Genomic DNA, 20,910 nt, shown 5'->3' with positions numbered 1-20,910 from the left:
ACGTGTGGCTGTGTACGGATCAGCGCCTACCCCGGTTCAGCCGGGATACGGCGGAAATCCCCCGGCCAGCTCCCGCACTTCTTCACGTGCCTTCTGACTCTCCACGTCACCCCTGAGCACCCCTGCGAACAGTACGGCGATCCGCACCATCTCCGCCTCCCCCATGCCCTGCGTGGTCACGGCCGCGGTGCCGAACCGCAGGCCACGGGCGTCCGCGTGCGGCAGCGCACAGCAGTCGAGCACCATTCCGGCCGCCGCGAGCCGGCCGCGCGCGGTGCGTCCGTCGACACCGAGCGGCGCCGGATCGGCCGTCACCAGGTGGGTGTCGGTCCCGCCGGTGGTGACGACGAGTCCCTCGGCGGCGAGCGTGGCCGCCAGCACCCGGGCATTGGCGACCACCTGATGGGCGTACGCCGTGAAGGCCGGTGTTGCCGCCTCGCCGAACGCGACGGCCTTGGCGGCGATGGTGTGCATCTGGGCACCGCCCTGGGTGAAGGGGAACACCGCCCGGTCGACCCGCTCCGCGAGATCGGCGCCGCACAGGATCATGCCGCCGCGCGGGCCGCGCAGCACCTTGTGGGTGGTGGCGCACACGACGTCGGCGTACGGCACCGGGTTCGGCGCCGCTCCCCCGGCGACCAGCCCGATGGGGTGGGCGGCGTCGGCGATGAGATACGCGCCGACCTCGTCGGCGACCTCCCGGAAGTAGGCGTAGTCGATGTGCCGGGGGTAGGCGATGGAGCCGCACACGATCGCCTTGGGCCGGTGGGTACGGGCCAGCGTGCGCACCTGGTCGTGGTCGATGAGCCCGGTCTCCGCGTCCACCCCGTACCCCACGAAGTCGAACCAGCGGCCGGAGAAGTTGGCGGGCGAGCCGTGCGTGAGGTGACCGCCGTAGGGCAGGCCGAGGGCGAGCACGGTGTCGCCGGGGCGCAGCAGGGCGGCATACGCGGCGAGCACGGCCGACGAGCCCGAATGGGCCTGCACGTTGGCGTGCTCGGCGCCGAACAGCGCCTTCGCCCGCTCCACGGCGATCCGCTCGGCGAGGTCGACGATCTCGCAGCCGCCGTGGTACCGGGACCCCGGATAGCCCTCCGCGTACTTGTTCGCGAGGCGCGAGCCGAGGGCGGCCAGCACGGCCGGCGAGGAGAAGTTCTCGGCCGCGATCAGCTGGAGCGTGGTCGACTGCCGGTCGGCTTCCCCGAGCAGGATCTCGGCCAGCTCGGGGTCCTGCCGCCGCAGGACATCGACGGCGGACTCGGGGGCATGGGTGACCGACATGGCGGACTCCGGGAGTCGACGGTGACGTAGGTCCAATGTAGGCCCGGGACGCGCTCTCAGCCCGTCCGGCGCTTGAGGACAAGGCCCGTTAGGGGCTGAAGGGGCGTCTGGGGCCCCGGGACGCCTCTCAGCCCGTCCGGCGCTTGAGGACAAGGCCCCTTAAAGGCCGAAGGGGGGTCTGGGGGCGCAGCCCCCAGGGACGGGACGGGAAGGGGCGGCGGGGGCGAAACCACGGCGTCACGTGCGCGCGGGCACGCCCGTCAGCGCCGTGACCACCGGATCCAGCGCCTCGTTTATCTCGTCCCCGATCGAGCGGAAGAAGGTCAGCGGGGCGCCGTACGGGTCGTACACCTCGTCCGCCTCGGCCGTCGGGGCCAGAAGCCACCCGCGTAGAGCCGCTGCAGCGCGAACCAGGGCACGGGCGCGCGCGACCATGCCGTCCTCCAGGGGAGGCAGGGTCGCGGGGTCGATCGCCTTCACCAGGCGGGTGAACTCCTTCAGGGTGAAGGTGCGCAGGCCCGCCGAGTGGCCCATGGAGATGACCTGGGCGCGGTGGTCGCGGGTCGCTGTCAGGACCAGGTCGGCCCTGATGACGTGTTCGTCGAGCAGTTCGCGGCCGGTGAAGCCGGAGGCGTCCGCGCCGAAGTCGGCCAGCACGGTCTCCGCGTTGGCCTCCATGGGCGCGCCCTCATGGCCCCAGGTGCCGGCGCTCTCCACGATCACCCCGCCCCACAGGGGGTCGCCGAGCCGCTCCGCCAGGGCATGACGGGTCAGCCGCTCGGTGATCGGCGAGCGGCACACGTTGCCGGTGCTGACGTGGAGGATGCGGAAGCTGTCGAGCGGGAGGCCCTGTTCGAACAGGCTCCCCGTCCCTTCCCCGTTGCCTATGCCACGCCCCGCGTCAGGGGCCGTCAATTCGCCACCTCGAGGTCGGGTACGACCTTGCGCAGCTCGTCCGCGGAGATGGCTCCCGCGCGCAGCAGCAGCGGTACCTCGCGGGTGACGTCGACGATCGAGGACGGCACGTTGCCGGGGGTCGGGCCGCCGTCCAGGTACACGGAGACCGAGTCGCCGAGCATCTCCTGCGCCGCGTCACAGTCCTCCGGCGCCGGGTGGCCGGTCAGGTTCGCGGAGGAGACGGCCATCGGGCCGACCTCGGTGAGCAGCTCGATGGCGACCGGGTGCAACGGCATGCGCACGGCGACGGTGCCACGGGTGTCCCCCAGGTCCCACTGGAGGGACGGCTGGTGCTTGGCGACGAGCGTGAGCGCGCCCGGCCAGAAGGCGTCGACCAGCTCCCAGGCCAGCTCGGAGAAGTCCGTGACCAGGCCGTGCAGGGTGTTCGGGGAGCCGATGAGGACGGGGGTGGGCATGTTGCGGCCGCGGCCCTTGGCCTCGAGGAGATCGGACACCGCTTCCGAGGAGAACGCGTCGGCGCCGATGCCGTACACCGTGTCCGTCGGCAGCACCACGAGTTCGCCACGGCGGACGGCGGACTCGGCCTCGCGCAGACCGGTCGTGCGGTCGGTCGCGTCGTTGGTGTCGTATCGCCGTGCCATATCTAGCGGGCCTCCTCGTACACGAACTTCTGGAAAAGAGTCTGCGGGGCGCTCACGGCGTCGCCTTGCGGGCCGTCGCGAAGCGGGGGCGGTTGTTGAGGTCGGGGTGGTCGGCCGCGTCGGCCCAGCCCCGCTCCTCGGTGAAGATCCACGGCACCTGGCCGCCCTGGGTGTCGGCGTGCTCGATGACGACGACACCGCCCGGGCGCAGCAGCCGGTGGGCGGTGCGTTCGATGCCGCGGATCAGGTCGAGGCCGTCCTCGCCCGAGAACAGGGCGAGTTCGGGGTCGTAGTCCCGCGCCTCGGGAGCGACGTACTCCCATTCGGTCAGCGGGATGTACGGCGGGTTGGAGATGACCAGGTCGACCTGGCCGTCGAGGTCGGGGAAGGCGTCCAGGGCGTTGCCCTGCCGCAGGTCGACCCTGGACCCCGCCATGTTCTTGCGGGTCCACTTGAGGGCGTCCTCGGACAGCTCCACGGCGTGCACACGCGAGCGCGGGACCTCCTGGGCGAGGGCGAGCGCGATCGCGCCGGACCCGGTGCACAGGTCGACGATCAGCGGCTCGACGACGTCCATCGCGCGTACGGCGTCTATGGCCCAGCCGACCACGGACTCCGTCTCGGGACGGGGCACGAACACCCCTGGCCCGACCTGGAGTTCCAGGTACCGGAAGAAGGCCCGCCCGGTGATGTGCTGCAGCGGCTCGCGCTGTTCACGCCGGGCGATGACCTCCCAGTAGCGGGCGTCGAAGTCGGAGTCCTTCACGGAGTGCAGCTCGCCCCGCTTCACGCCGTGCACGAACGCGGCGAGCTCCTCCGCGTCGTTGCGCGGCGAGGGCACGCCGGCGTCGGCCAGCCGCTGGGTGGCCTGAGCCACCTCGGCGAGCAGCACGCCTCGGGGGTTTGGGGGTCGCCCCCCAAATGATTGCTGCACGCAGGTCCTCCGTGTCGTACTCGGTCGTACGTGTGGTGTCTTACGCGGCCGCCAGCTTCGCTGCCGAGTCCGCGTCGACGCAGGCCTGGATCACCGCGTCGAGGTCGCCGTCCAGGACCTGGTCCAGGTTGTACGACTTGAAGCCGACGCGGTGGTCCGAGATGCGGTTCTCCGGGAAGTTGTACGTGCGGATCTTCTCGGAGCGGTCGACGGTGCGGACCTGGCTGCGGCGGGCGTCGGCGGCCTCCCGCTCCGCCTCCTCCTGCGCCGCGGCAAGCAGCCTGGAGCGCAGGATACGCATCGCCTGCTCCTTGTTCTGCAGCTGGCTCTTCTCGTTCTGGCAGGAGGCGACGACTCCGGTGGGAATGTGCGTGATGCGCACGGCGGAGTCGGTGGTGTTGACGGACTGGCCGCCGGGGCCGGAGGACCGGTAGACGTCGATACGGAGGTCGTTGGGGTTGATCTCCACCTCGACCTCCTCCGCCTCGGGGGTCACGAGGACACCGGCCGCGGAGGTGTGGATACGGCCCTGCGACTCGGTCGCCGGCACCCGCTGCACGCGGTGCACGCCGCCCTCGTACTTCATCCGCGCCCACACACCCTGTCCGGGCTCGGTCGCGCCCTGGCCGCCCTTGGTCTTCACGGCGACCTGGACGTCCTTGTAGCCGCCCAGTTCGGACTCGGTGGCGTCGATGATCTCGGTCTTCCAGCCGACCCGCTCGGCATACCGCAGGTACATGCGCAGCAGGTCACCGGCGAACAGGGCGGACTCGTCGCCGCCCGCGCCCGCCTTGATCTCGAGGATGACGTCCTTGTCGTCGCTGGGGTCGCGCGGGACGAGGAGAAGGCGCAGCTTCTCCGTCAGTTCCTCGCGCTGCTTCTCCAGCTCCTTGACCTCGGCGGCGAAGTCGGGATCGACGGCGGCGTACTCGCGCCCGGTCTCGATGTCGTCGCCGGTCTGCTTCCAGGAGCGGTACGTGGCGACGATCGGGGTGAGCTCGGCGTACCGCTTGTTCAGCTTGCGCGCGTTGGCCTGGTCGGCGTGGACCGAGGGGTCGGCCAGCTTCTTCTCCAGGTCGGCGTGCTCACCGAGGAGTTCCTCGACGGCCTCGAACATCTTTCGGCTCCTGTACTGCTGGGAAAGGGGGTAGGCGGGCGACCAAAAACGCCGGTCCCGGTGCGCCCGGTGAAGGGGCGCGACCGTGGACCGGCGATATGGGGCTCGCTACTTCTTGGAGCCGGCAGCCTTGCCGAAGCGGGCCTCGAAGCGGGCCACACGGCCACCGGTGTCGAGGATCTTCTGCTTGCCCGTGTAGAACGGGTGGCACTCGGAGCAGACCTCGGCACGGATGGTGCCGGAGTCGATGGTGCTGCGAGTGGTGAACGACGCGCCACAGGTGCAGCTGACCTGCGTCTCGACGTACTCGGGGTGGATGTCGCGCTTCAAGGGTGTCTCCTAGTTTCGGGAGGGCGCCGGGTCGCAGCCGCGGGATGCGGAGGCGTGAACCGGAGCCGACGTACCAGTCTGCCAGGACTGGGGCCATCCCCCAAAACCGGGGGTTACGGTGATCTATTCCCGCGGGGCTCGTCAGGCAGGTTCAGGACGAGGTCACGACGCCGTCGGCGTCACCCGTGGCCGTGCCCGTGGTGGCCGACTTCGGGATCGCCCTGTCGTTCTCCAGCGCCGTCCACACCTGCTTGGCCTTGCTCTCCTCGACGATGACCCGGTTCGGGTCCGCCGGGTCGTACTGGACCGGCATCGTGACCATGTGCATGTTGGCGGCGCTGATGCCCTTGAGGCCGGTGGCGAAGGACATGAGCTTGTTGATCGAGCCCAGGTCGGAGTCGGTCGTGACGGCCTTGGTGGCGGTGTCGGCGAGGTCGTACAGCTTGGTGCCGCTGCCGAACAGGTCGATGGCCTTGACCTGGTTGATCAGCGCCTTGATGAAGGCCTGCTGGAGCTGGATGCGGCCGAGGTCGGAGCCGTCGCCGACGCCGTGCCGGGTGCGGACCAGGCCGAGGGCCTGCTCGCCGGTGAGGGTGTGCGTGCCGGCCTTCAGGTCCAGGTGGCTGTCGTCGTCCTTGATGTCCTTGGTCGTGGTGACCTTGACGCCGCCCAGCTCGTCGATGATCTTCTCGAAGCCGCTGAAGTCGACCTCGAGGTAGTGGTCCATGCGGATGCCGGTGAGGGACTCGACGGTCTTCACCGCACAGGCGGCGCCCCCGGTCGAGTACGCGGAGTTGAACATCACCTCGGACGCGGCGTCGTGCGTCTCGCCCTTGGTGTCGGTGCACTCGGGGCGGTCGATGATGGTGTCGCGCGGTATGGAGACGACGCTGGCCTTCTTGTGGCCCTCGTAGACGTGCACGACCATCGCGGTGTCGGAGCGGGCGCTGCCGTCGTCGGTGCCGCCGCCGAGCTTCTTGTTGGAGCCGGAGCGGGTGTCCGAGCCGAGGACGAGGATGTTCTCGGAGCCGTTGTCGACCTTGGTCGGCCGGTCGGTGCCGAGGGCCGAGTCGATGTCGACGCTCTTGAGGTTGCCGTTGAGCTTGAAGTACACGTAGCCCCCGCCGGTGCCGCCGAGGACAACGATGCCCGCCGCGACCCAGGCCATGACGAGAAGGCCCTTGCGGCTCTTGCCTCGGGGCTTGCGGCGGCTGCCCTTGGCTCGGTGGCGGCCCCTGGTACCGGACTCGTCCGGTATGCCGGACTCCGGCGTGCTCTCGGCTGACATCTGCTCCTCGAATCCCGTCCGGTCGGTTACCCCCTGCTTTCAGGGTCAGGCGTGGTCGTGGCAAGACCCGACCGCACCGCTGTCGCTCCGCCTGGTCAGACGGCGAAACTCGGGAAAGGGTTGCACAACGCACTGTGGCCACCCTGTGAAGCGGTGGCCACAGTGCGTAACGGACTATCCGGGGCGAACGCCACTCACCAGCGGTTTCAGCCGAAGATGTCGTACTGCTTGAAATCGGTCCCCACGGAGACCCTTGTGGCGAAGATCTCGCTCGTCGCCTTGCCGGTGCCCTTGTACAGGTAGAGCGTGCCGCCGGGCGTACGGGCCAGGAAGTCGGCCTTGCCGTCGCCGGTGACGTCACCGACCGCGTCGAAGGCGTTGTATGTCGTGGTGCTCCAGGTGCGCACCTTGACCCGGGCGGAGAAGGCTCCGCTGCCGGACTTGCCGGTGCCCTTGTAGAGGTAGATGTAGCCGTTGCTCTTGCCGCGGGCGATCAGGTCGGTCTTGCCGTCGCCGGTGAAGTCGCCGTGCCCGAGCAGGGCGTTGTACTGGTTCCAGCCGGAGCCGAACTTCACGCGGGCCGCGAAGGTGCCGTTGCCCTTGCCCGGGTAGATCCACAGGACGCCGGCGGAGTCGACCGAGAGCATGTCGGGCAGGTAGTCGCCGGTGACGTCGCCGGGGGCCAGGATGCGGGTGCGGGTCTTCCAGTTGTCGAAGATCTGCTTGGGGTCGGCCCAGCTCTCGGTGGCCGGGACGTAGCGCCACCAGTAGACGTCGCCGGTCGTGCTCTCGCGGTACACGAAGTCCTGGTAGCCGTCCCGGTTGAGGTCGGTCTGCAGGACGACGTTGACGCCGCTCCAGTTGCCCCAGGACTGCCGGGCGCCGAAGGCGCTGCCCGTGGAGTCCTTCTCGTAGCCGGTCTTGGTGGAGGCGTTGCGCACCCACAGGTCGGCCTTGTGGTCGAAGCTCAGGTTGGTGTCGTCGACGCGCGGATAGGCGGCGCCGACGTACGTGCTGACCTTGGCGAAGACGCTGTAGGCGCCCTTCGCCACACAGTTGGCCACGCCCCAGGAGACGACGCCCACGATGCGGTTGTTCACGACCAGCGGGCCGCCGGAGTCGCCGTTGCAGGCGGACGTCGTACCGGTGTCGCTGCCGCTGGCGGGGTTGCCCGCGCAGACCATGTGGCCCTTGACGAAGTCGGTGCCGTAGTAGCCGGCGCAGGTGGCGTCGGACTTGATCGGCAGCGTCGCCGTCTTCAGCGTCTCGGAGATGTCCTGGGTGGTGGAGCTGGTACGGCCCCAGCCGTAGAGCTTGGCACTGGTGCCGGTGGCGTACGAGGCGGTGTCGTTGGACGTCGTCATGCGGATCGGCGTCGCCTTGACGGGGCTTGCCAGGGTGAGCACCGCGATGTCGTTGTCGATGGTCCGCGCGCTGTACGAGGGGTGGTTCCACTGCCGCAGGACACCGCTGACGGTGCCGCCGTGCAGGTCGCCCGCCGAGGGCAGCTGGGAGGTGCCGGTCACGACGGCGCCGCCGACGTGCCAGTCGTAGCCCTTCACGCAGTGCGCGGCGGTGAGGATCTTCGTGGGCGCGATGACGGCGCCGCCGCAGAAGAAGCCGGTGTCGTCGCTCTCGTCGGCGGTGCCCTGGTCGTCGGTGTACCAGAGCTGCGCCATCCACGGGGCCGTGGTGATGGTGGTCGTCGTACCGCCGATGACCTTCGGGTCGACGGTGGACGTGCCAGGGTCGGTGCTCGCGCTCAGCGAGGTCTTGGCCGTCGTACCGCCCGGGGTGTCGTCACCCGCCATGGCGTCGGCGATCCGCTGTTGCAGCTCGGCCAGCGAGGGCTGCGCGACCGCGGCCTTGACCGGCGGCTTCGGCGAGACGGCGGTGGCGGCACCGGCGGACGAGGTCAGCAGCGCGGCGGCCACAGCGGCGACCACACCGGCCACGCCCACGGGCAGGGCGATCCGTATCCGACGTCTGTGTCGGCCACCGCTCCCGGACATGGGTGTACCCACGTAAGTCCCCCCTCGGGATCATGAGTTCGCGGTCGAAAAGTTGACCGAAGAGCGCGATCTTACCCCGGCCACATACAGCACAAAGGGCCACCCCTGGCACAGGGGTGGCCCTTTGCGGAAGCTGACGTCAGTCGCCGTTGCCGGGCATCGGCGTCGTCTTCTGGATCTGGAGCAGGAACTCCGCGTTCGACTTCGTCTGCCTCATCTTGTCGAGAAGCAGCTCGATCGCCTGCTGCTGGTCGAGCGCGTGCAGCACCCGGCGCAGCTTCCAGGTGATGGCGAGCTCGTCGCTGCCGAGCAGGAGCTCTTCCTTACGGGTGCCGGACGCGTCGACGTCCACCGCCGGGAAGACCCGCTTGTCGGCGAGCTTCCGGTCGAGCTTGAGCTCGGCGTTGCCGGTGCCCTTGAACTCCTCGAAGATGACCTCGTCCATGCGGGACCCGGTGTCCACCAGGGCGGTGGCGAGGATGGTCAGCGAGCCGCCGTCCTCGATGTTGCGGGCCGCACCGAAGAAGCGCTTCGGCGGGTACAGGGCGGTCGAGTCGACACCGCCGGACAGGATGCGGCCGGAGGCCGGGGCCGCCAGGTTGTACGCACGGCCCAGACGCGTGATCGAGTCGAGCAGCACGACCACGTCGTGACCCAGCTCCACCAGGCGCTTCGCACGCTCGATGGCGAGCTCGGCGACCGTGGTGTGGTCCTCGGCCGGGCGGTCGAAGGTCGAGGAGATGACCTCGCCCTTGACCGACCGCTGCATGTCGGTGACCTCTTCCGGACGCTCGTCGACCAGGACGACCATCAGGTGGCACTCGGGGTTGTTGTGCGTGATCGCGTTGGCGATCGCCTGCATGATCATGGTCTTGCCGGTCTTCGGCGGGGCCACGATCAGACCGCGCTGGCCCTTACCGATCGGCGCGACGAGGTCGATGATGCGGGTGGTGAGGATGCCCGGGTCCGTCTCCAGACGGAGGCGTTCCTGCGGGTACAGCGGCGTCAGCTTGTTGAACTCCGGCCGCCCGCGCCCGGATTCGGGCGCCATCCCGTTCTGCGAGTCCAGGCGGACCAGCGCGTTGAACTTCTCGCGGCGCTCGCCTTCCTTGGGCTGACGCACCGCACCGGTGACGTGGTCACCCTTGCGCAGGCCGTTCTTGCGGACCTGGGCGAGGGAGACGTACACGTCGTTGGGGCCCGGCAGGTAGCCCGACGTACGGATGAAGGCGTAGTTGTCGAGGATGTCGAGGATGCCCGCGACCGGGATCAGGACGTCGTCGTCGGCGAGCTGCGGCTCGGGGCCGCCCATCTCGTCACGTCCGCGACGGCCACGGCGGTCGCGGTAGCGTCCGCGACGGCCACGGCGGCCGCCCTCGAAGTCGTCGTCGTCCTGCGGGCCGGTGTCACGCTGGCGGTCCTGGCGGTCCTGACGACCACCGCCACCCTGCTGCTGACGGTCCTGACGGTCCTGACGATCGGGACGGTCCTGGCGGTCGGGACGGTCCTGGCGCTGCTGCTGGCCGCCGCCCTGGCCGCCCTGCTGCTCCTCGCCCTTGCGGCGGTCACCGCGGTCGCCACGATCGCTGCGCTCACCACGGTCGCGGCCGCGCTCACGGCGGTCGCGGCGACGGTTCTCGCCACCGTCGGCGTCGCTCTTGGCCTCGCCCTGCGCCTGCGGGGCGGGCGTCTCGGCCTTCGGCTCGCTCTTCGCCTCGGCGGTGACCGTCTCCGGGCTGCCGGCCTCGGCAGTGGCACGACGGCGACGGCGCTCCACGGGAGCGTCATCTCCCCCACGCTCGGCTTCGCTCGCGCGGGAGGGGCCCCCAGCCGGCTGGCCGGGAATCTCGATCTGCTGCTGGGCCACGGCCTTCTCGGCGGGGGCCTCGGCCTTCGCGGCCGCCTTCTTCGCGGCGGCGGGAGCGGCCTCGTCGCCCGTACGGGCCTTGGAGGTGGCCCGGCGCTTGGGCTTGGTCTCGGCGGCGTCCCCGGCGGGAACCGCGGCCTTGGGAGCCGCACCCCCTCCCGCCTGCGCCTCCTTGATGACCTCGATCAGCTGGCTCTTGCGCATCCGCGCGGTGCCCCTGATACCGAGGCCCGAGGCGACCTGCTGCAGTTCGGCCAGCACCATGCCCTCGAGGCCGGTACCGCGGCGCCGCCGGGAGCCGGCACCGCTGGCAGGCGCGGAGGCGTCCGTGGCGGGCGCGGCAGCTGTCTCCTCGACACGTGCGCCCATCAGATCGGTGGTGTCGCTCACGAAGGGTCCTTCCCTGGAGCGGACGTCGGCCTGTCTGGCTCGGCGACCGGTTGTGCTGTCCGGCATCGGTCCTTGCTGTGTGGACCGTGCCGGGGCGGTGGTCCGCCTGGACGGCGGAGGAATGTGGTGACGGCGCTTCCCAAAGCAGTGGCACTGAGTGTCCGTGTCACGTGGCTTGGTCGCACCGGTTCCGGAGCGTGCCCGGCAAGTCGCTCAGTGCCCGCGTACGGCGTACTGCCCGCGTACGTCGTACGGAACACAGTGCGGCTTGGGAGGCTCCCGGAAGAATGTCTGTCCCGGACGGGGACGTGAAGCACCTCGCCATGGTGGGGTCGGGTGCAGACTTGAGGTTAACACTACCGGATCCAACAAACATTCCCCCTCTCGAAATCCGGCAACCGCCGGATTTCAGATGTCACCGGAGGGCGCGAGCGGCAGCACGCTCGCCCCCTGAGCGTCGAGTTCCAGCCGGTTCGCGGCCCATCCCTCGCCCGCCAGATGGGCGACCTTGTCGGCGCTTTCGCCGTCCACCAGCGCGAGCACCGTGGGGCCCGCGCCGGAGATGACTGCCGGGACCCCGTCGGCCCGCAGCCGCTCCACCAGCGCCGCGCTCTCCGGCATGGCCGGCGCGCGATACTCCTGGTGGAGACGGTCCTCAGTGGCGGGCAGCAGCAGCTCGGGGCGCCGGGTCAGGGCCTCGACTAGCAGGGCTGCACGGCCCGCGTTGGTGGCGGCGTCGACGTGCGGCACGGTGCGCGGGAGCAGTCCCCGCGCGGTCTCCGTCAGGAGCGGCTTGCCGGGCACGAAAACCACCGGAACGATGGAGTCGGCTGGATCCATCCTGATGGCCCGGGCGGCGCCGGCCTCCATCCAGGACAGGGTGAATCCGCCGAGCAGACAGGCCGCCACGTTGTCGGGGTGGCCCTCGATCTCGGTCGCGAGCTCGAGCAGGGCGACGTCGTCCAGCTTGGCCTCGCCGCCTATGGTCACGGCGCGCGCGGCGACGATGCCGGCGCAGATGGCGGCCGAGGAGGAGCCGAGGCCCCGGCCGTGCGGAATACGGTTCGCGCAGACGATCTCCAGGCCGCGCGGCTGTCCGCCGAGCAGGTCGAAGGCGGTGCGCAGGGACCGTACAAGAAGGTGTTTCTCGTCACGCGGGAGCGTCTCGCTGCCCTCACCCGCGATGTCGACGTGCAGCCCCGAGTCGGCCACCCGGACGACGACGTCGTCGTACAGCCCCAGCGACAGGCCGAGGGCGTCGAAGCCCGGGCCGAGGTTGGCGCTGGTGGCGGGGACGCGCACTCGGACGGCGGCGGCGCGGAATGCTGGACCGGCCATCTCTCGATGACTCTCCTTGAGCTGCGGGACTGTCGAAGACATTCGATACGTACGGAGGTTCCCCGGTGCGTGAAAACCCTGGGAACCGCTTCCGGGCCGCACAGACGACGCGGCACCCGGCCATATGCGGAGGCATATGCGGCGGGCGGGTTCGGTACAGCCTATCGAAGGAAGGTTCTGTGGCGACATAGGGCGCACAGGAGGCGCACGATGCGTGTCGTAAGCCCCCTGTGCCACCCCCTGCGGGTTGACCCTTGGCGGAGGTCAGCCGGACGAACCTTCGCGGAGGTCAGGCGAGACCGAGGCGTTCGGCCGCCGTCGCCGCGTCGACCGGGACGATGACCGGCCGCGGGGCGCCCTCGACGGCCCAGCCGGGGTCCTTGAGGCCGTTGCCGGTGACGGTGCACACGATCTTCTGCCCCGGGTCGACCTTGCCCTGCTCGGCGGCCTTCAGCAGACCGGCCACGGACGCGGCGGACGCCGGCTCGACGAAGACACCCTCCTGAGCGGCCAACAGCCGGTAGGCGCGCAGGATTTCACGGTCCGTCACCTCGTCGATGAAGCCGCCGGACTCGTCCCGCGCCGCCAGGGCGAACTGCCAGGACGCGGGGTTGCCGATGCGGATCGCGGTGGCGATGGTCGACGGTTCCTTGACGATCTCGCCGCGCACGATCGGGGCGCTGCCGGAGGCCTGGAAACCCCACATGCGCGGGGTCTTGGCGGCGATGCCGTCGGCGGCGTACTCCTTGTAGCCCTTCCAGTACGCCGTGATGTTGCCCGCGTTGCCGACCGGCAGGACGTGGATGTCGGGGGCGTCGCCGAGCATGTCCACGATCTCGAACGCGGCCGTCTTCTGGCCCTCGATCCGCACCGGGTTGACCGAATTGACCAGCGCCACGGGGTAGTTGTCGCTCAGGGCGCGGGCGAGGGTGAGGCAGTCGTCGAAATTGCCGTCGACCTGGAGGATCTTGGCGCCGTGCACGAGCGCCTGCCCCATCTTGCCGAGCGCGATCTTGCCCTGCGGGACGAGGACGGCACAGACCATCCCGGCCCGCACGGCGTACGCGGCGGCGCTCGCGGACGTGTTGCCGGTGGAGGCGCAGATGACCGCCTTCGCGCCCTCCTCCTTCGCCCGCGTGATGGCCATGGTCATACCGCGGTCCTTGAAGGACCCGGTGGGGTTGGCGCCCTCCACCTTGAGGTGGACCTCGCAGCCCGTGCGCTCGGAGAGCACCTGCGCGGGCACGAGGGGCGTGCCGCCCTCGCGGAGCGACACGACCGGCGTGGTGTCGGACACCGGAAGCCGGTCCCGGTACTCCTCGATGATTCCGCGCCACTGGTGGGTCATTGCTGGTTACTCTCCTTCAACCCGCATGATGCTGGCGACACCACGCACGGTGTCGAGCTTGCGCAACGCCTCGACGGTGCCGCCCAGGGCGGCGTCGGACGCGCGGTGCGTGACGACGACGAGAGAGGCCTCGCCGTCCTTCCCCTGCTGGCGAACCGTATCGATCGAGACACCGTGCTCGGCGAACACGGTGGCGACCTGGGCGAGAACACCCGGTTTGTCCGCCACGTCGAGGCTGATGTGGTAGCGCGTGACGACCGCGCCCATGCCCGACACGGGCAGCGCGGCGTACGACGACTCCCCCGGGCCGGTGGCGCCGTTGAGCCGGTTGCGGCAGACGGCGACGAGGTCACCGAGCACGGCGGAGGCGGTGGGGGCGCCGCCGGCGCCGGGGCCGTAGAACATCAGCTGCCCGGAGGCGTCGGACTCGACGAACACGGCGTTGTACGCGCCGCGCACGGAGGCGAGCGGGTGGGTCAGCGGAATCATCGCGGGATGCACGCGTGCGGTGACGGACCCGCCGTCCTCCGCCCGCTCGCAGATGGCGAGCAGCTTGATGGTGCAGCCCATCTCCCGCGCGGAGGCGAAGTCGGCGGCGGTGACCTCGGTCATGCCCTCGCGGTAGACGTCGTCGAGACGCACGCGCGTGTGGAAGGCGATCCCGGCGAGGATGGCCGCCTTGGCGGCGGCGTCGAACGCTTCGACATCGGCGGTCGGGTCCGCTTCCGCGTATCCGAGCGCCGTGGCCTCGTCGAGGGCTTCCTGATAGCCGGCCCCCGTGGAGTCCATCTTGTCGAGGATGAAGTTGGTGGTCCCGTTGACGATCCCGAGCACCCGGTTCACCTTGTCCCCGGCGAGGGACTCGCGCAGCGGACGGATCAGCGGGATGGCACCGGCGACGGCGGCCTCGTAGTAGAGGTCCTTGTTGTGCGCCTCCGCCGCCGCGTGCAGGTCGGCGCCGTCCTGGGCGAGGAGGGCCTTGTTCGCGGAGACCACGGACGCGCCGTGCTCGAAGGCGGTGGTGATGAGCGTACGAGCGGGCTCGATGCCGCCGATGACCTCGACGACCACGTCGATGTCGCCGCGCTTGACGAGGGCGGTGGCGTCGGTGGTGACGAGGGCGGGGTCGATGCCCTCGCGGACCTTGGAGGGCCGGCGTACGGCCACACCGGCGAGCTCCACGGGGGCGCCGATGCGCGCGGCGAGGTCGGCGGCGTGCGTCGTCATGATGCGCGCCACCTCTGAGCCGACCACTCCACAGCCCAGCAGCGCCACCTTCAGCGGACGCGTACGCATCATCCGACCTCGTTTCCTCATACCGTCACGGTTGGACCAGTCTCACTCACCGAACGGGAGTTTCTATCCCATGTCCGGATCGTGAGACATCGATTTCATTTGTACAGGGGCGGAAGACAGGAGATCTTCCGCTCCCCGTTTCCCCTGTCTTTCCAGAGGACTTTCGAGAGGCCTTTTGAGGGGCCTTTCTCAGGGCCTCACCCGACGTCGAGGCGCAGGAGGTCCTCCTCCGTCTCGCGGCGGACGATGACACGGGATGCTCCGTCGTTGACCGCAACGACCGGCGGGCGCAGCACATGGTTGTAGTTGCTGGCCATGGACCGGCAGTACGCGCCCGTCGCCGGTACGGCGATCAGGTCACCCGGTGCCAGGTCGGCGGGCAGGAACGCGTCCTTCACCACGATGTCGCCGCTCTCACAGTGCTTGCCGACGACGCGGGCGAGCATGGGCGCGGCATCGGATGTGCGGGACACGAGAGCGACGCTGTACTCGGCGTCGTAGAGCGCGGTACGGATGTTGTCGGACATGCCGCCGTCGACGGAGACGTACGTCCGCAACCCGTCGAGGGGCTTGATGGTGCCGACCTCGTACAGCGTGAAGGCGGTCGGCCCGACGATGGCGCGCCCCGGCTCGACGGAGATGCGGGGGGTGCGCAGCTTGGCGGAGTCGCACTCACGGCTGACGATCTCCGTCAGCGCCTTGGCGATCTCGTGGGGCTCGCGGGGGTCGTCGTCGCTGGTGTAGGCGATACCGAGGCCGCCACCGAGGTCGATCTCGGGGAGCTCGACGCCGTGCTCGTCGCGGATGTCCTTCAGCAGTCCGACGACACGGTGGGCGGCGACCTCGAAGCCTGACATGTCGAAGATCTGGGACCCGATGTGGCTGTGAATCCCGATGAGCTCGAGCCCGTCGAGCCTCAGGGCACGGCGTACGGCCTCGGCGGCCTGGCCGCCGGCCAGCGGGATGCCGAACTTCTGGTCCTCGTGGGCGGTGGCGATGAACTCGTGGGTGTGGGCCTCGACGCCGACGGTGATACGGATCTGGACGCGCTGCCGCTTGCCGAGGGACTCGGCGATGTGGGCGACGCGGACGATCTCCTGGAAGGAGTCGAGGACGATGCGGCCGACGCCTGCGGTGATCGCGCGGTGGATCTCTTCGGTGGACTTGTTGTTGCCGTGGAAGGCGATGCGGTCGGCGGGCATGCCGGCGGAGAGGGCGGTGGCGAGTTCCCCACCGGAGCACACATCCAGGTTGAGCCCTTCCTCGTGCAGCCAGCGCACGATGGCGCGGGAGAGGAAGGCCTTGCCGGCGTAGAAGACGTCGGCGTCGTGCCCGAAGGCGGTGCGCCAGGCGCGGGCACGGGCACGGAAGTCGGTCTCGTCGACGATGTAGGCGGGGGTGCCGTGTTCTTCGGCAAGGGCCTTCACGTCGATGCCACCGACGGTGACGACGCCCTGGGAGTCGCGGGTGACCGTCTGGGCCCAGACCTTCGGGTCGAGGGTGTTGAGGTCGGCCGGCGGGGCTGCGCTTGCTACGGAGCGCCCCTCGGGGAGGACATCGGCGTGACGGGGCCCGGCGGGGTGTGCGGAACGGCTCATTTCTCGGGTGGCTCTCTCAGAGGTGTTGGGGTGCGTCGATGCCGAGCAGGGACAGGCCACCGGCCAGCACCGCCCCGGCGGCTTCGGCGAGCGCGAGCCGGGCACGGTGGGCGGCCGAGGGTTTCTCGTCGCCGCGCGGGAGGACGGTGGGGAGGAGGGGGGCGACGGCATCGGCGACGGTGACGAGGTGCCGGGCGAGACGGTCGGGGGTGCGGTGGGATGCGGCCTGGGTGAGGACGCGGAGGTGGTCGGCGAGGGCGTTCTCCAGTGCCCGCGCGTCCGGTACGTCTCCGGGCTCGGCGGCGAAGCCCAGATCGGCGGCGTTGCGGCGGAGGGCCCGGGTGCGGGCGTGGGCGTACCGCACGCGGAAGAGGGGGTTGCTCTCACGCTGGACGAGGTGGTCGTCGGTGAGGCGGGGGCGGTCGTGGAGGGCGGGATGGAGGAGGGCCCACCGGGCGGCGTCGCGGCCGAGCGGGAGGGGGTCGACGGGGGCGGCCGGCACGGGTCGCAGGGAGAGGCCGCCCGGCGTTGCGGAGGGGCCGTGGCTGTCGACGCGTACGCCCAGGATGTCGGTCCACTCGGGCTGGAGAGGGGCCTCACAGTTGGTGCGGACGAAGGCCCCGTGCGAGCGGAGGATGCGGGCGGTGGCGTCCATGACGACGACGGCGCGGACCTCGTGAGGGGCGTGGAGCGGTACGAGCGGCTGCGCGTCGGGCCCGTGGACATGGCCGTACCACTTTCCGCGCCGCAGGATCTCCTCGACAAGCGCCGCGGGCGAACCGCTCCGCAAGCTGATGTTGAGGAATCCGGGCCCCGTGACGACAACGTCGGTGACGGCGTCCGCGGCGAGGAGGTACGGCAGCAGCACCTCGGCGACCTGGAGGGGCGGCCGGCCGGCCGGGCGAGCCAGCTGGAGGGCGATGTTGGTGGCGTAATCACCACAGCCACCAGGCCCGGGAGGCGTGACGACAGCCCGCCCCGGCACGGTGACACTCAGCTCCCCCTCGTCGACAGCACGACGCACCGCGCGCAGCACGGTGCCGGAGAGCTCGACGGGGGTCACGGGACAAGCGTAGGGGAGGAGGGGGGTGGGTAGGCGAGTCGGTTTGGGCGAGGGTCCGCGATGTGGACGAGGGGCGCTGCTGACCGCGCGACGTCGGTGCTCAGCCGCCGGTACGGCCGGCCCGCTCGGCTTCCCCGCCCCCGAGGACACTCCCGAAGGCCACCCCGTCCACTCCCCCGGGCACTCCGCTCCGCTCGCGCTCGATCAACTGCCGTACGAGGCGGACAAGTTCGGCGGGCTCAAAGGGCTTGGCGAGGAAGGCATCGACGCCGACGTCGAGGCCGGCCTCGACCTCGTGCTGGGTACAGGCGCTGACGATGGCGAGCGGAAGATCACGGGTCCGGTCGTCGGCACGCAGCCGAGCGGCAGTCCGCAGCCCGTCCAACCGAGGCATGACGACATCAAGGGTGACCACATCGGGCTGCACCTGATGAACGACATCCAGACACTCGGCACCATCGGCCGCGGTCACGACCTCGATGCCCTCCAGCTCGAGATTGACCCTGATCAGCTGCCGGATGACCTTGTTGTCGTCCACAACAAGCACCCGGCCCGACGCGCCTGACACAACTCGAGAGTAGGTCCGGACCGGCCACCGCGTCCGGGTTTTCCCCACTTCCGCCCCGTGCGGGGTACCTCTCCCCCCGCGACGACGCACTGCCCCCTCCCTGCGGCCTGCTCCCGACCGCCCCTGACCCCGGGAAACCGTTCATGAACACCCCGAGAGAACTGGTAGGGTTCTACCCGTCGCCGCGAACACCGCGACCGACACGCCCCCGTAGCTCAGGGGATAGAGCAACGGCCTCCGGAGCCGTGTGCGCAGGTTCGAATCCTGCCGGGGGCACCAGATCACATTCCGGGTTCTCGCAGGTCAGGGCCGACATTGGCCCTGCCTGCGGGACTACCTCTGGTGCGCAGAAAGTCAGCCGTTGAGGAAGATCACCTCTCGTCTGCGGCATGCCCGGAAGTGACATTGCCGCAGGTGAGGGGCGTGCCGCAGCGGTTTAGGGACCCGCTTGGCGGCATGCGCAGGTTCGAACCATACGGGGGGTGCCAGCAGCAAGCACTTCCGTCACGCTCTGCCATACGAGCTGGTCACGGAGTACGCTCCTCCCTGACGGATTCGTGCGCGGCGGCCTCTCGTCGTGACCGCGCCTATGTCCCGCCGCTCCCTCGGTCCGCCAGCCAGGCCAGCACCCTCACCATCGCCTACAGCTGTCGCTCTTGCAGCGCTGCGGCATCCGCCCCGTCAGGGACGGCAACTTCGCAGCGGACGGCGTGAGCCTCGCTCTGCGGGATCCCGTATGACTCGTCGTTCGTGACGGCGAAGGGAAGGACGATCCCGCACACGGCATCGCCGGTGCGGCCGTCGTAGCGAACGCTCAGTTGTAGGGGTTCGAAGAGCGGCCGGGACATCTCGTCCGGCAGACGCGACAGCTGGGCTGCTGTCACCGGAACCTTGCTGAGTGGTACGCGCGCTCCGTCCCGGTACCGCTCGTGTTCGCCTGCCTCAGTGTTCAACTCGGTGATGAGCCGCTGTTGGAGGTCCTGCTGCTGCGCCCGTAGCTCGGTGGGGCGTGCCGCGATCTCGTGGAGGAGGCTCGGGTGGGGCCGCTCCAGCAGTTGCAGGTTCCGGACCAGGCGCCGGCTCCTGGCTGCACAGTCCGCGACGGCTGTCCGCAGGGACGACAGCCGCTGGCGCCGCTCCCGCTGCTGCTCCGCATCGACCGTTCCCTCGTGGGCTTCTATCAGTTGACGCCGTGTCGCGCCGAAGAGGTGGACGCTCAGGAAGTCCTCGAGCCGGTCGAGGAGTGTGTCCTCGCGTATCCAGATGCTGGGCGGATGTCCTTCGGGGCGGTATTCCGCCTTGGGCGCGCACACGTAGTAGGTGGTCCCTCCGCTGGGCTTGCCGTGTATGCGGCGGCCGCACAGGGTGCAGACGACGTAGCCGCGCAGCCGGTAGACGCGCTTGGTCTGTGGGTGCCGGTTCGGCCCAGGGACGGGGCGCGAGCGCTGGCGGCCCTCGGCGATCTGCTGCGCGCGCACGAACGTCTCCAGGTCGACCAGCGCCTGATGCACGGGGGTTGACCACACCCACTGCCACGCCGGGTTGAGGCGGTTGCGGCCTGCGGCCTTGCGGGCCCGCCGGTTCCACACCATGTGCCCGGTGTACCTCGGATTCGTCAGTACCTCCCGGACGCTGGAGGTGGTCCAGCGCCCCGCCGCCCTCGCGGCGTCCACCGGTGCCGGCGGTGGATGGGTGAGCAGATCGGTGTCAGCCGCTCGGCGATCTGCCGGTAGCTGAGCGCCTCCGTCACCCGCCAGGCACAGCACTTCGACACCACAGGGCCTTCCACCGGGTGGGCCTTGAGCAGCGTCTTCTTCATGCCCTTGGCCCGGCGCGCCGGCACGGGGTGGGGCACTCTGCGGGCGCGGTAGCCGTAGCAGGGCTTGCCGACGTTGCAACCCTGCTCGGTATGCGTCTCGAAGCCCGCCCAGGACTTCTCCAACAGCTCGGCGACATACCACTCGACCACCCCCTGCTTCACCCGGCGGATCAACACCTCCGTGGCACTCCGGCCCCTGCGGCCCCGGCTGGCTCCCCGGATCGGCTCATCCGCCGCCCACAGCACCACCCCGCCTGCTCCAACCGGTACTCGAACTCCGTCGCCAAACGGGCGCGCCGCGCAATCCGATCAATCGACTCACGGATCACCGCATCGAACCGACGCCCTGGCCGGCCCGCCTCCCGCAGCAGAGCCCCGATACCGCCATCGCGCGGAACAGGGATCTCCATCTGCTCATGGGCGACACCACGGCCGCGGTCGGCAAGAGCCCTGCGCCCCGACTCCACGTCATGGAAGTGAGCGGCGATGACCGCACCCTCCGGCAGAGCCCGTCGGCACACCCGCAACTGCCTGGGCAGCGACAACGTCGGATCCTGCCGATCGAAGGTCGACGTCCGCCCCAGCCACGCCACCAGAACCACGCTCGAACCCGCAGCGGACCAAGGCTCGCCAAGGCTGCAGGGCGATCCCGCTCCGTCCGTACGCCGCAACGCAGCCCACGCCTGGATCGCCTTCGGGCTGCCCACTCGCTGCCACCTCCCCCGCCGACCAGCCCAAACTCCCGGGCTCAACGAGACCGCCCTCACCCAGCACCGACCGGATGCCGACACGAACTACCGGCTACTGCAACTCTTGGCTGTGCGACCTGCGAGGAATCCCTCCAAACGGGTGACGCTGGTCATCGGTGGCGCGGTGATCCGCTCCCGCTTGATCCCGTCATGGTCGAACAGTCGTCAGGGGCCCGGCGTTTCATCGCCGAGATCGGGAAGAGTTCGGCTGCTGGGACGAGCAGACTCGGGGGACGCTTCCTCTTCTGGCCCTGACGTTGGTTAGCGGCCCCGGGGAACGGTGTGAACTGGCCCCTGGGATGCGGTTGTTGTCGCGGCCGGGCCTCGGCATGATGGACGCCGCATGCCGCGAA

General features: G+C 70.0%; 17 protein-coding genes and 1 tRNA gene. 1 reads left to right on the top strand and 17 read right to left on the bottom strand.

Annotation, left to right across the window (positions count from 1 at the left end):
• Window positions 1–36: 36 nt before the first annotated feature.
• From glyA to QFZ76_RS34280, 15 genes are all read right to left on the bottom strand, one after another.
• On the bottom strand, window positions 37–1,281 hold the full coding sequence (glyA, locus tag QFZ76_RS34350) for a serine hydroxymethyltransferase (RefSeq protein WP_307677325.1): 1,245 nt from the start codon (window positions 1,279–1,281) through the stop codon (window positions 37–39).
• A gap of 237 nt (window positions 1,282–1,518) precedes the next feature.
• Window positions 1,519–2,196, bottom strand: a complete 678-nt coding sequence (locus QFZ76_RS34345; protein WP_266433789.1) for a protein-tyrosine-phosphatase — start codon at window positions 2,194–2,196, stop codon at window positions 1,519–1,521.
• Window positions 2,193–2,840, bottom strand: coding sequence for an L-threonylcarbamoyladenylate synthase (locus tag QFZ76_RS34340; protein WP_307677324.1), 648 nt, complete (start codon window positions 2,838–2,840; stop codon window positions 2,193–2,195). The genes QFZ76_RS34345 and QFZ76_RS34340 overlap by 4 nt, the downstream gene beginning before the upstream one ends.
• A 52-nt stretch (window positions 2,841–2,892) precedes the next feature.
• Window positions 2,893–3,732: a peptide chain release factor N(5)-glutamine methyltransferase gene (gene prmC / locus QFZ76_RS34335; RefSeq protein ID WP_266433793.1), complete on the bottom strand. Its 840-nt coding sequence runs from the start codon at window positions 3,730–3,732 to the stop codon at window positions 2,893–2,895.
• A gap of 82 nt (window positions 3,733–3,814) precedes the next feature.
• The gene (gene prfA / locus QFZ76_RS34330) at window positions 3,815–4,891 is read right to left on the bottom strand and encodes a peptide chain release factor 1 (RefSeq protein ID WP_307677323.1); all 1,077 of its coding nucleotides are present in this window, start codon (window positions 4,889–4,891) and stop codon (window positions 3,815–3,817) included.
• 108 nt (window positions 4,892–4,999) lie between these two features.
• Window positions 5,000–5,221 (bottom strand): 50S ribosomal protein L31, encoded by a 222-nt coding sequence (rpmE, locus tag QFZ76_RS34325; protein ID WP_030042685.1) that lies wholly within the window; start codon window positions 5,219–5,221, stop codon window positions 5,000–5,002.
• 151 nt (window positions 5,222–5,372) lie between these two features.
• On the bottom strand, window positions 5,373–6,509 hold the full coding sequence (locus QFZ76_RS34320; protein ID WP_307677322.1) for an LCP family protein: 1,137 nt from the start codon (window positions 6,507–6,509) through the stop codon (window positions 5,373–5,375).
• 206 nt (window positions 6,510–6,715) lie between these two features.
• Complete coding sequence (locus tag QFZ76_RS34315; protein ID WP_307680214.1) at window positions 6,716–8,521, bottom strand: trypsin-like serine protease; 1,806 nt, start codon at window positions 8,519–8,521, stop codon at window positions 6,716–6,718.
• Window positions 8,522–8,660: 139 nt separating this feature from the next.
• Window positions 8,661–10,778, bottom strand: coding sequence for a transcription termination factor Rho (gene rho / locus QFZ76_RS34310; RefSeq protein ID WP_307677321.1), 2,118 nt, complete (start codon window positions 10,776–10,778; stop codon window positions 8,661–8,663).
• A 408-nt stretch (window positions 10,779–11,186) separates the two neighbouring features.
• Window positions 11,187–12,116 (bottom strand): homoserine kinase, encoded by a 930-nt coding sequence (thrB, locus tag QFZ76_RS34305; RefSeq protein ID WP_307677320.1) that lies wholly within the window; start codon window positions 12,114–12,116, stop codon window positions 11,187–11,189.
• 289 nt (window positions 12,117–12,405) lie between these two features.
• Window positions 12,406–13,464 carry a threonine synthase gene (gene thrC, locus QFZ76_RS34300; RefSeq protein ID WP_307677319.1) on the bottom strand — a complete coding sequence of 353 codons (1,059 nt, stop codon included), beginning with the start codon at window positions 13,462–13,464 and terminating at the stop codon, window positions 12,406–12,408.
• Between the two features lie 6 nt (window positions 13,465–13,470).
• The gene (locus QFZ76_RS34295) at window positions 13,471–14,763 is read right to left on the bottom strand and encodes a homoserine dehydrogenase (protein WP_307677318.1); all 1,293 of its coding nucleotides are present in this window, start codon (window positions 14,761–14,763) and stop codon (window positions 13,471–13,473) included.
• Between the two features lie 194 nt (window positions 14,764–14,957).
• A complete protein-coding gene (lysA, locus tag QFZ76_RS34290; RefSeq protein ID WP_307677317.1) occupies window positions 14,958–16,358 on the bottom strand; it encodes a diaminopimelate decarboxylase in 1,401 nt (466 codons plus the stop codon).
• A gap of 16 nt (window positions 16,359–16,374) precedes the next feature.
• Window positions 16,375–17,421 (bottom strand): ArgS-related anticodon-binding protein NrtL, encoded by a 1,047-nt coding sequence (gene nrtL / locus QFZ76_RS34285; protein WP_307677316.1) that lies wholly within the window; start codon window positions 17,419–17,421, stop codon window positions 16,375–16,377.
• Between the two features lie 100 nt (window positions 17,422–17,521).
• Window positions 17,522–18,037 (bottom strand): response regulator, encoded by a 516-nt coding sequence (locus tag QFZ76_RS34280; protein WP_307677315.1) that lies wholly within the window; start codon window positions 18,035–18,037, stop codon window positions 17,522–17,524.
• A 156-nt stretch (window positions 18,038–18,193) separates the two neighbouring features.
• Here QFZ76_RS34280 and QFZ76_RS34275 point away from each other — a divergent pair.
• Window positions 18,194–18,268: transfer RNA gene (locus tag QFZ76_RS34275), tRNA-Arg, on the top strand.
• 362 nt (window positions 18,269–18,630) lie between these two features.
• On the opposite strand, the gene QFZ76_RS34270 is transcribed toward QFZ76_RS34275, so the two are convergent.
• Together QFZ76_RS34270 and QFZ76_RS34265 are read right to left on the bottom strand one after the other, a co-directional pair.
• On the bottom strand, window positions 18,631–19,662 hold the full coding sequence (locus QFZ76_RS34270; RefSeq protein ID WP_307677314.1) for a recombinase family protein: 1,032 nt from the start codon (window positions 19,660–19,662) through the stop codon (window positions 18,631–18,633).
• Window positions 19,605–19,970 carry a hypothetical protein gene (locus QFZ76_RS34265; RefSeq protein ID WP_307677313.1) on the bottom strand — a complete coding sequence of 122 codons (366 nt, stop codon included), beginning with the start codon at window positions 19,968–19,970 and terminating at the stop codon, window positions 19,605–19,607. Before QFZ76_RS34265 ends, QFZ76_RS34270 begins: the two co-directional genes overlap by 58 nt.
• Window positions 19,971–20,910 lie beyond the last annotated feature (940 nt).

This window comes from Streptomyces sp. V4I2 (assembly GCF_030817655.1).
Taxonomy (GTDB): Bacteria; Actinomycetota; Actinomycetes; order Streptomycetales; family Streptomycetaceae; genus Streptomyces; species Streptomyces plumbiresistens.
The sequence above is the reverse complement of the archived record's forward strand: the minus strand, read 5'-3'. Positions and strand labels throughout refer to the sequence as shown.

What these genes read in the sequence shown, in the direction of transcription:
- lysA (WP_307677317.1), bottom strand. Translation starts at nt 16,358, where the DNA reads ATGAGCCGTTCCGCACACCCCGCCGGGCCCCGTCACGCCGATGTCCTC.
- glyA (WP_307677325.1), bottom strand. Translation starts at nt 1,281, where the DNA reads ATGTCGGTCACCCATGCCCCCGAGTCCGCCGTCGATGTCCTGCGGCGG.
- QFZ76_RS34315 (WP_307680214.1), bottom strand. Translation starts at nt 8,521, where the DNA reads ATGTCCGGGAGCGGTGGCCGACACAGACGTCGGATACGGATCGCCCTG.
- QFZ76_RS34340 (WP_307677324.1), bottom strand. Translation starts at nt 2,840, where the DNA reads ATGGCACGGCGATACGACACCAACGACGCGACCGACCGCACGACCGGT.
- thrB (WP_307677320.1), bottom strand. Translation starts at nt 12,116, where the DNA reads ATGGCCGGTCCAGCATTCCGCGCCGCCGCCGTCCGAGTGCGCGTCCCC.
- thrC (WP_307677319.1), bottom strand. Translation starts at nt 13,464, where the DNA reads ATGACCCACCAGTGGCGCGGAATCATCGAGGAGTACCGGGACCGGCTT.
- QFZ76_RS34295 (WP_307677318.1), bottom strand. Translation starts at nt 14,763, where the DNA reads ATGATGCGTACGCGTCCGCTGAAGGTGGCGCTGCTGGGCTGTGGAGTG.
- QFZ76_RS34320 (WP_307677322.1), bottom strand. Translation starts at nt 6,509, where the DNA reads ATGTCAGCCGAGAGCACGCCGGAGTCCGGCATACCGGACGAGTCCGGT.
- prfA (WP_307677323.1), bottom strand. Translation starts at nt 4,891, where the DNA reads ATGTTCGAGGCCGTCGAGGAACTCCTCGGTGAGCACGCCGACCTGGAG.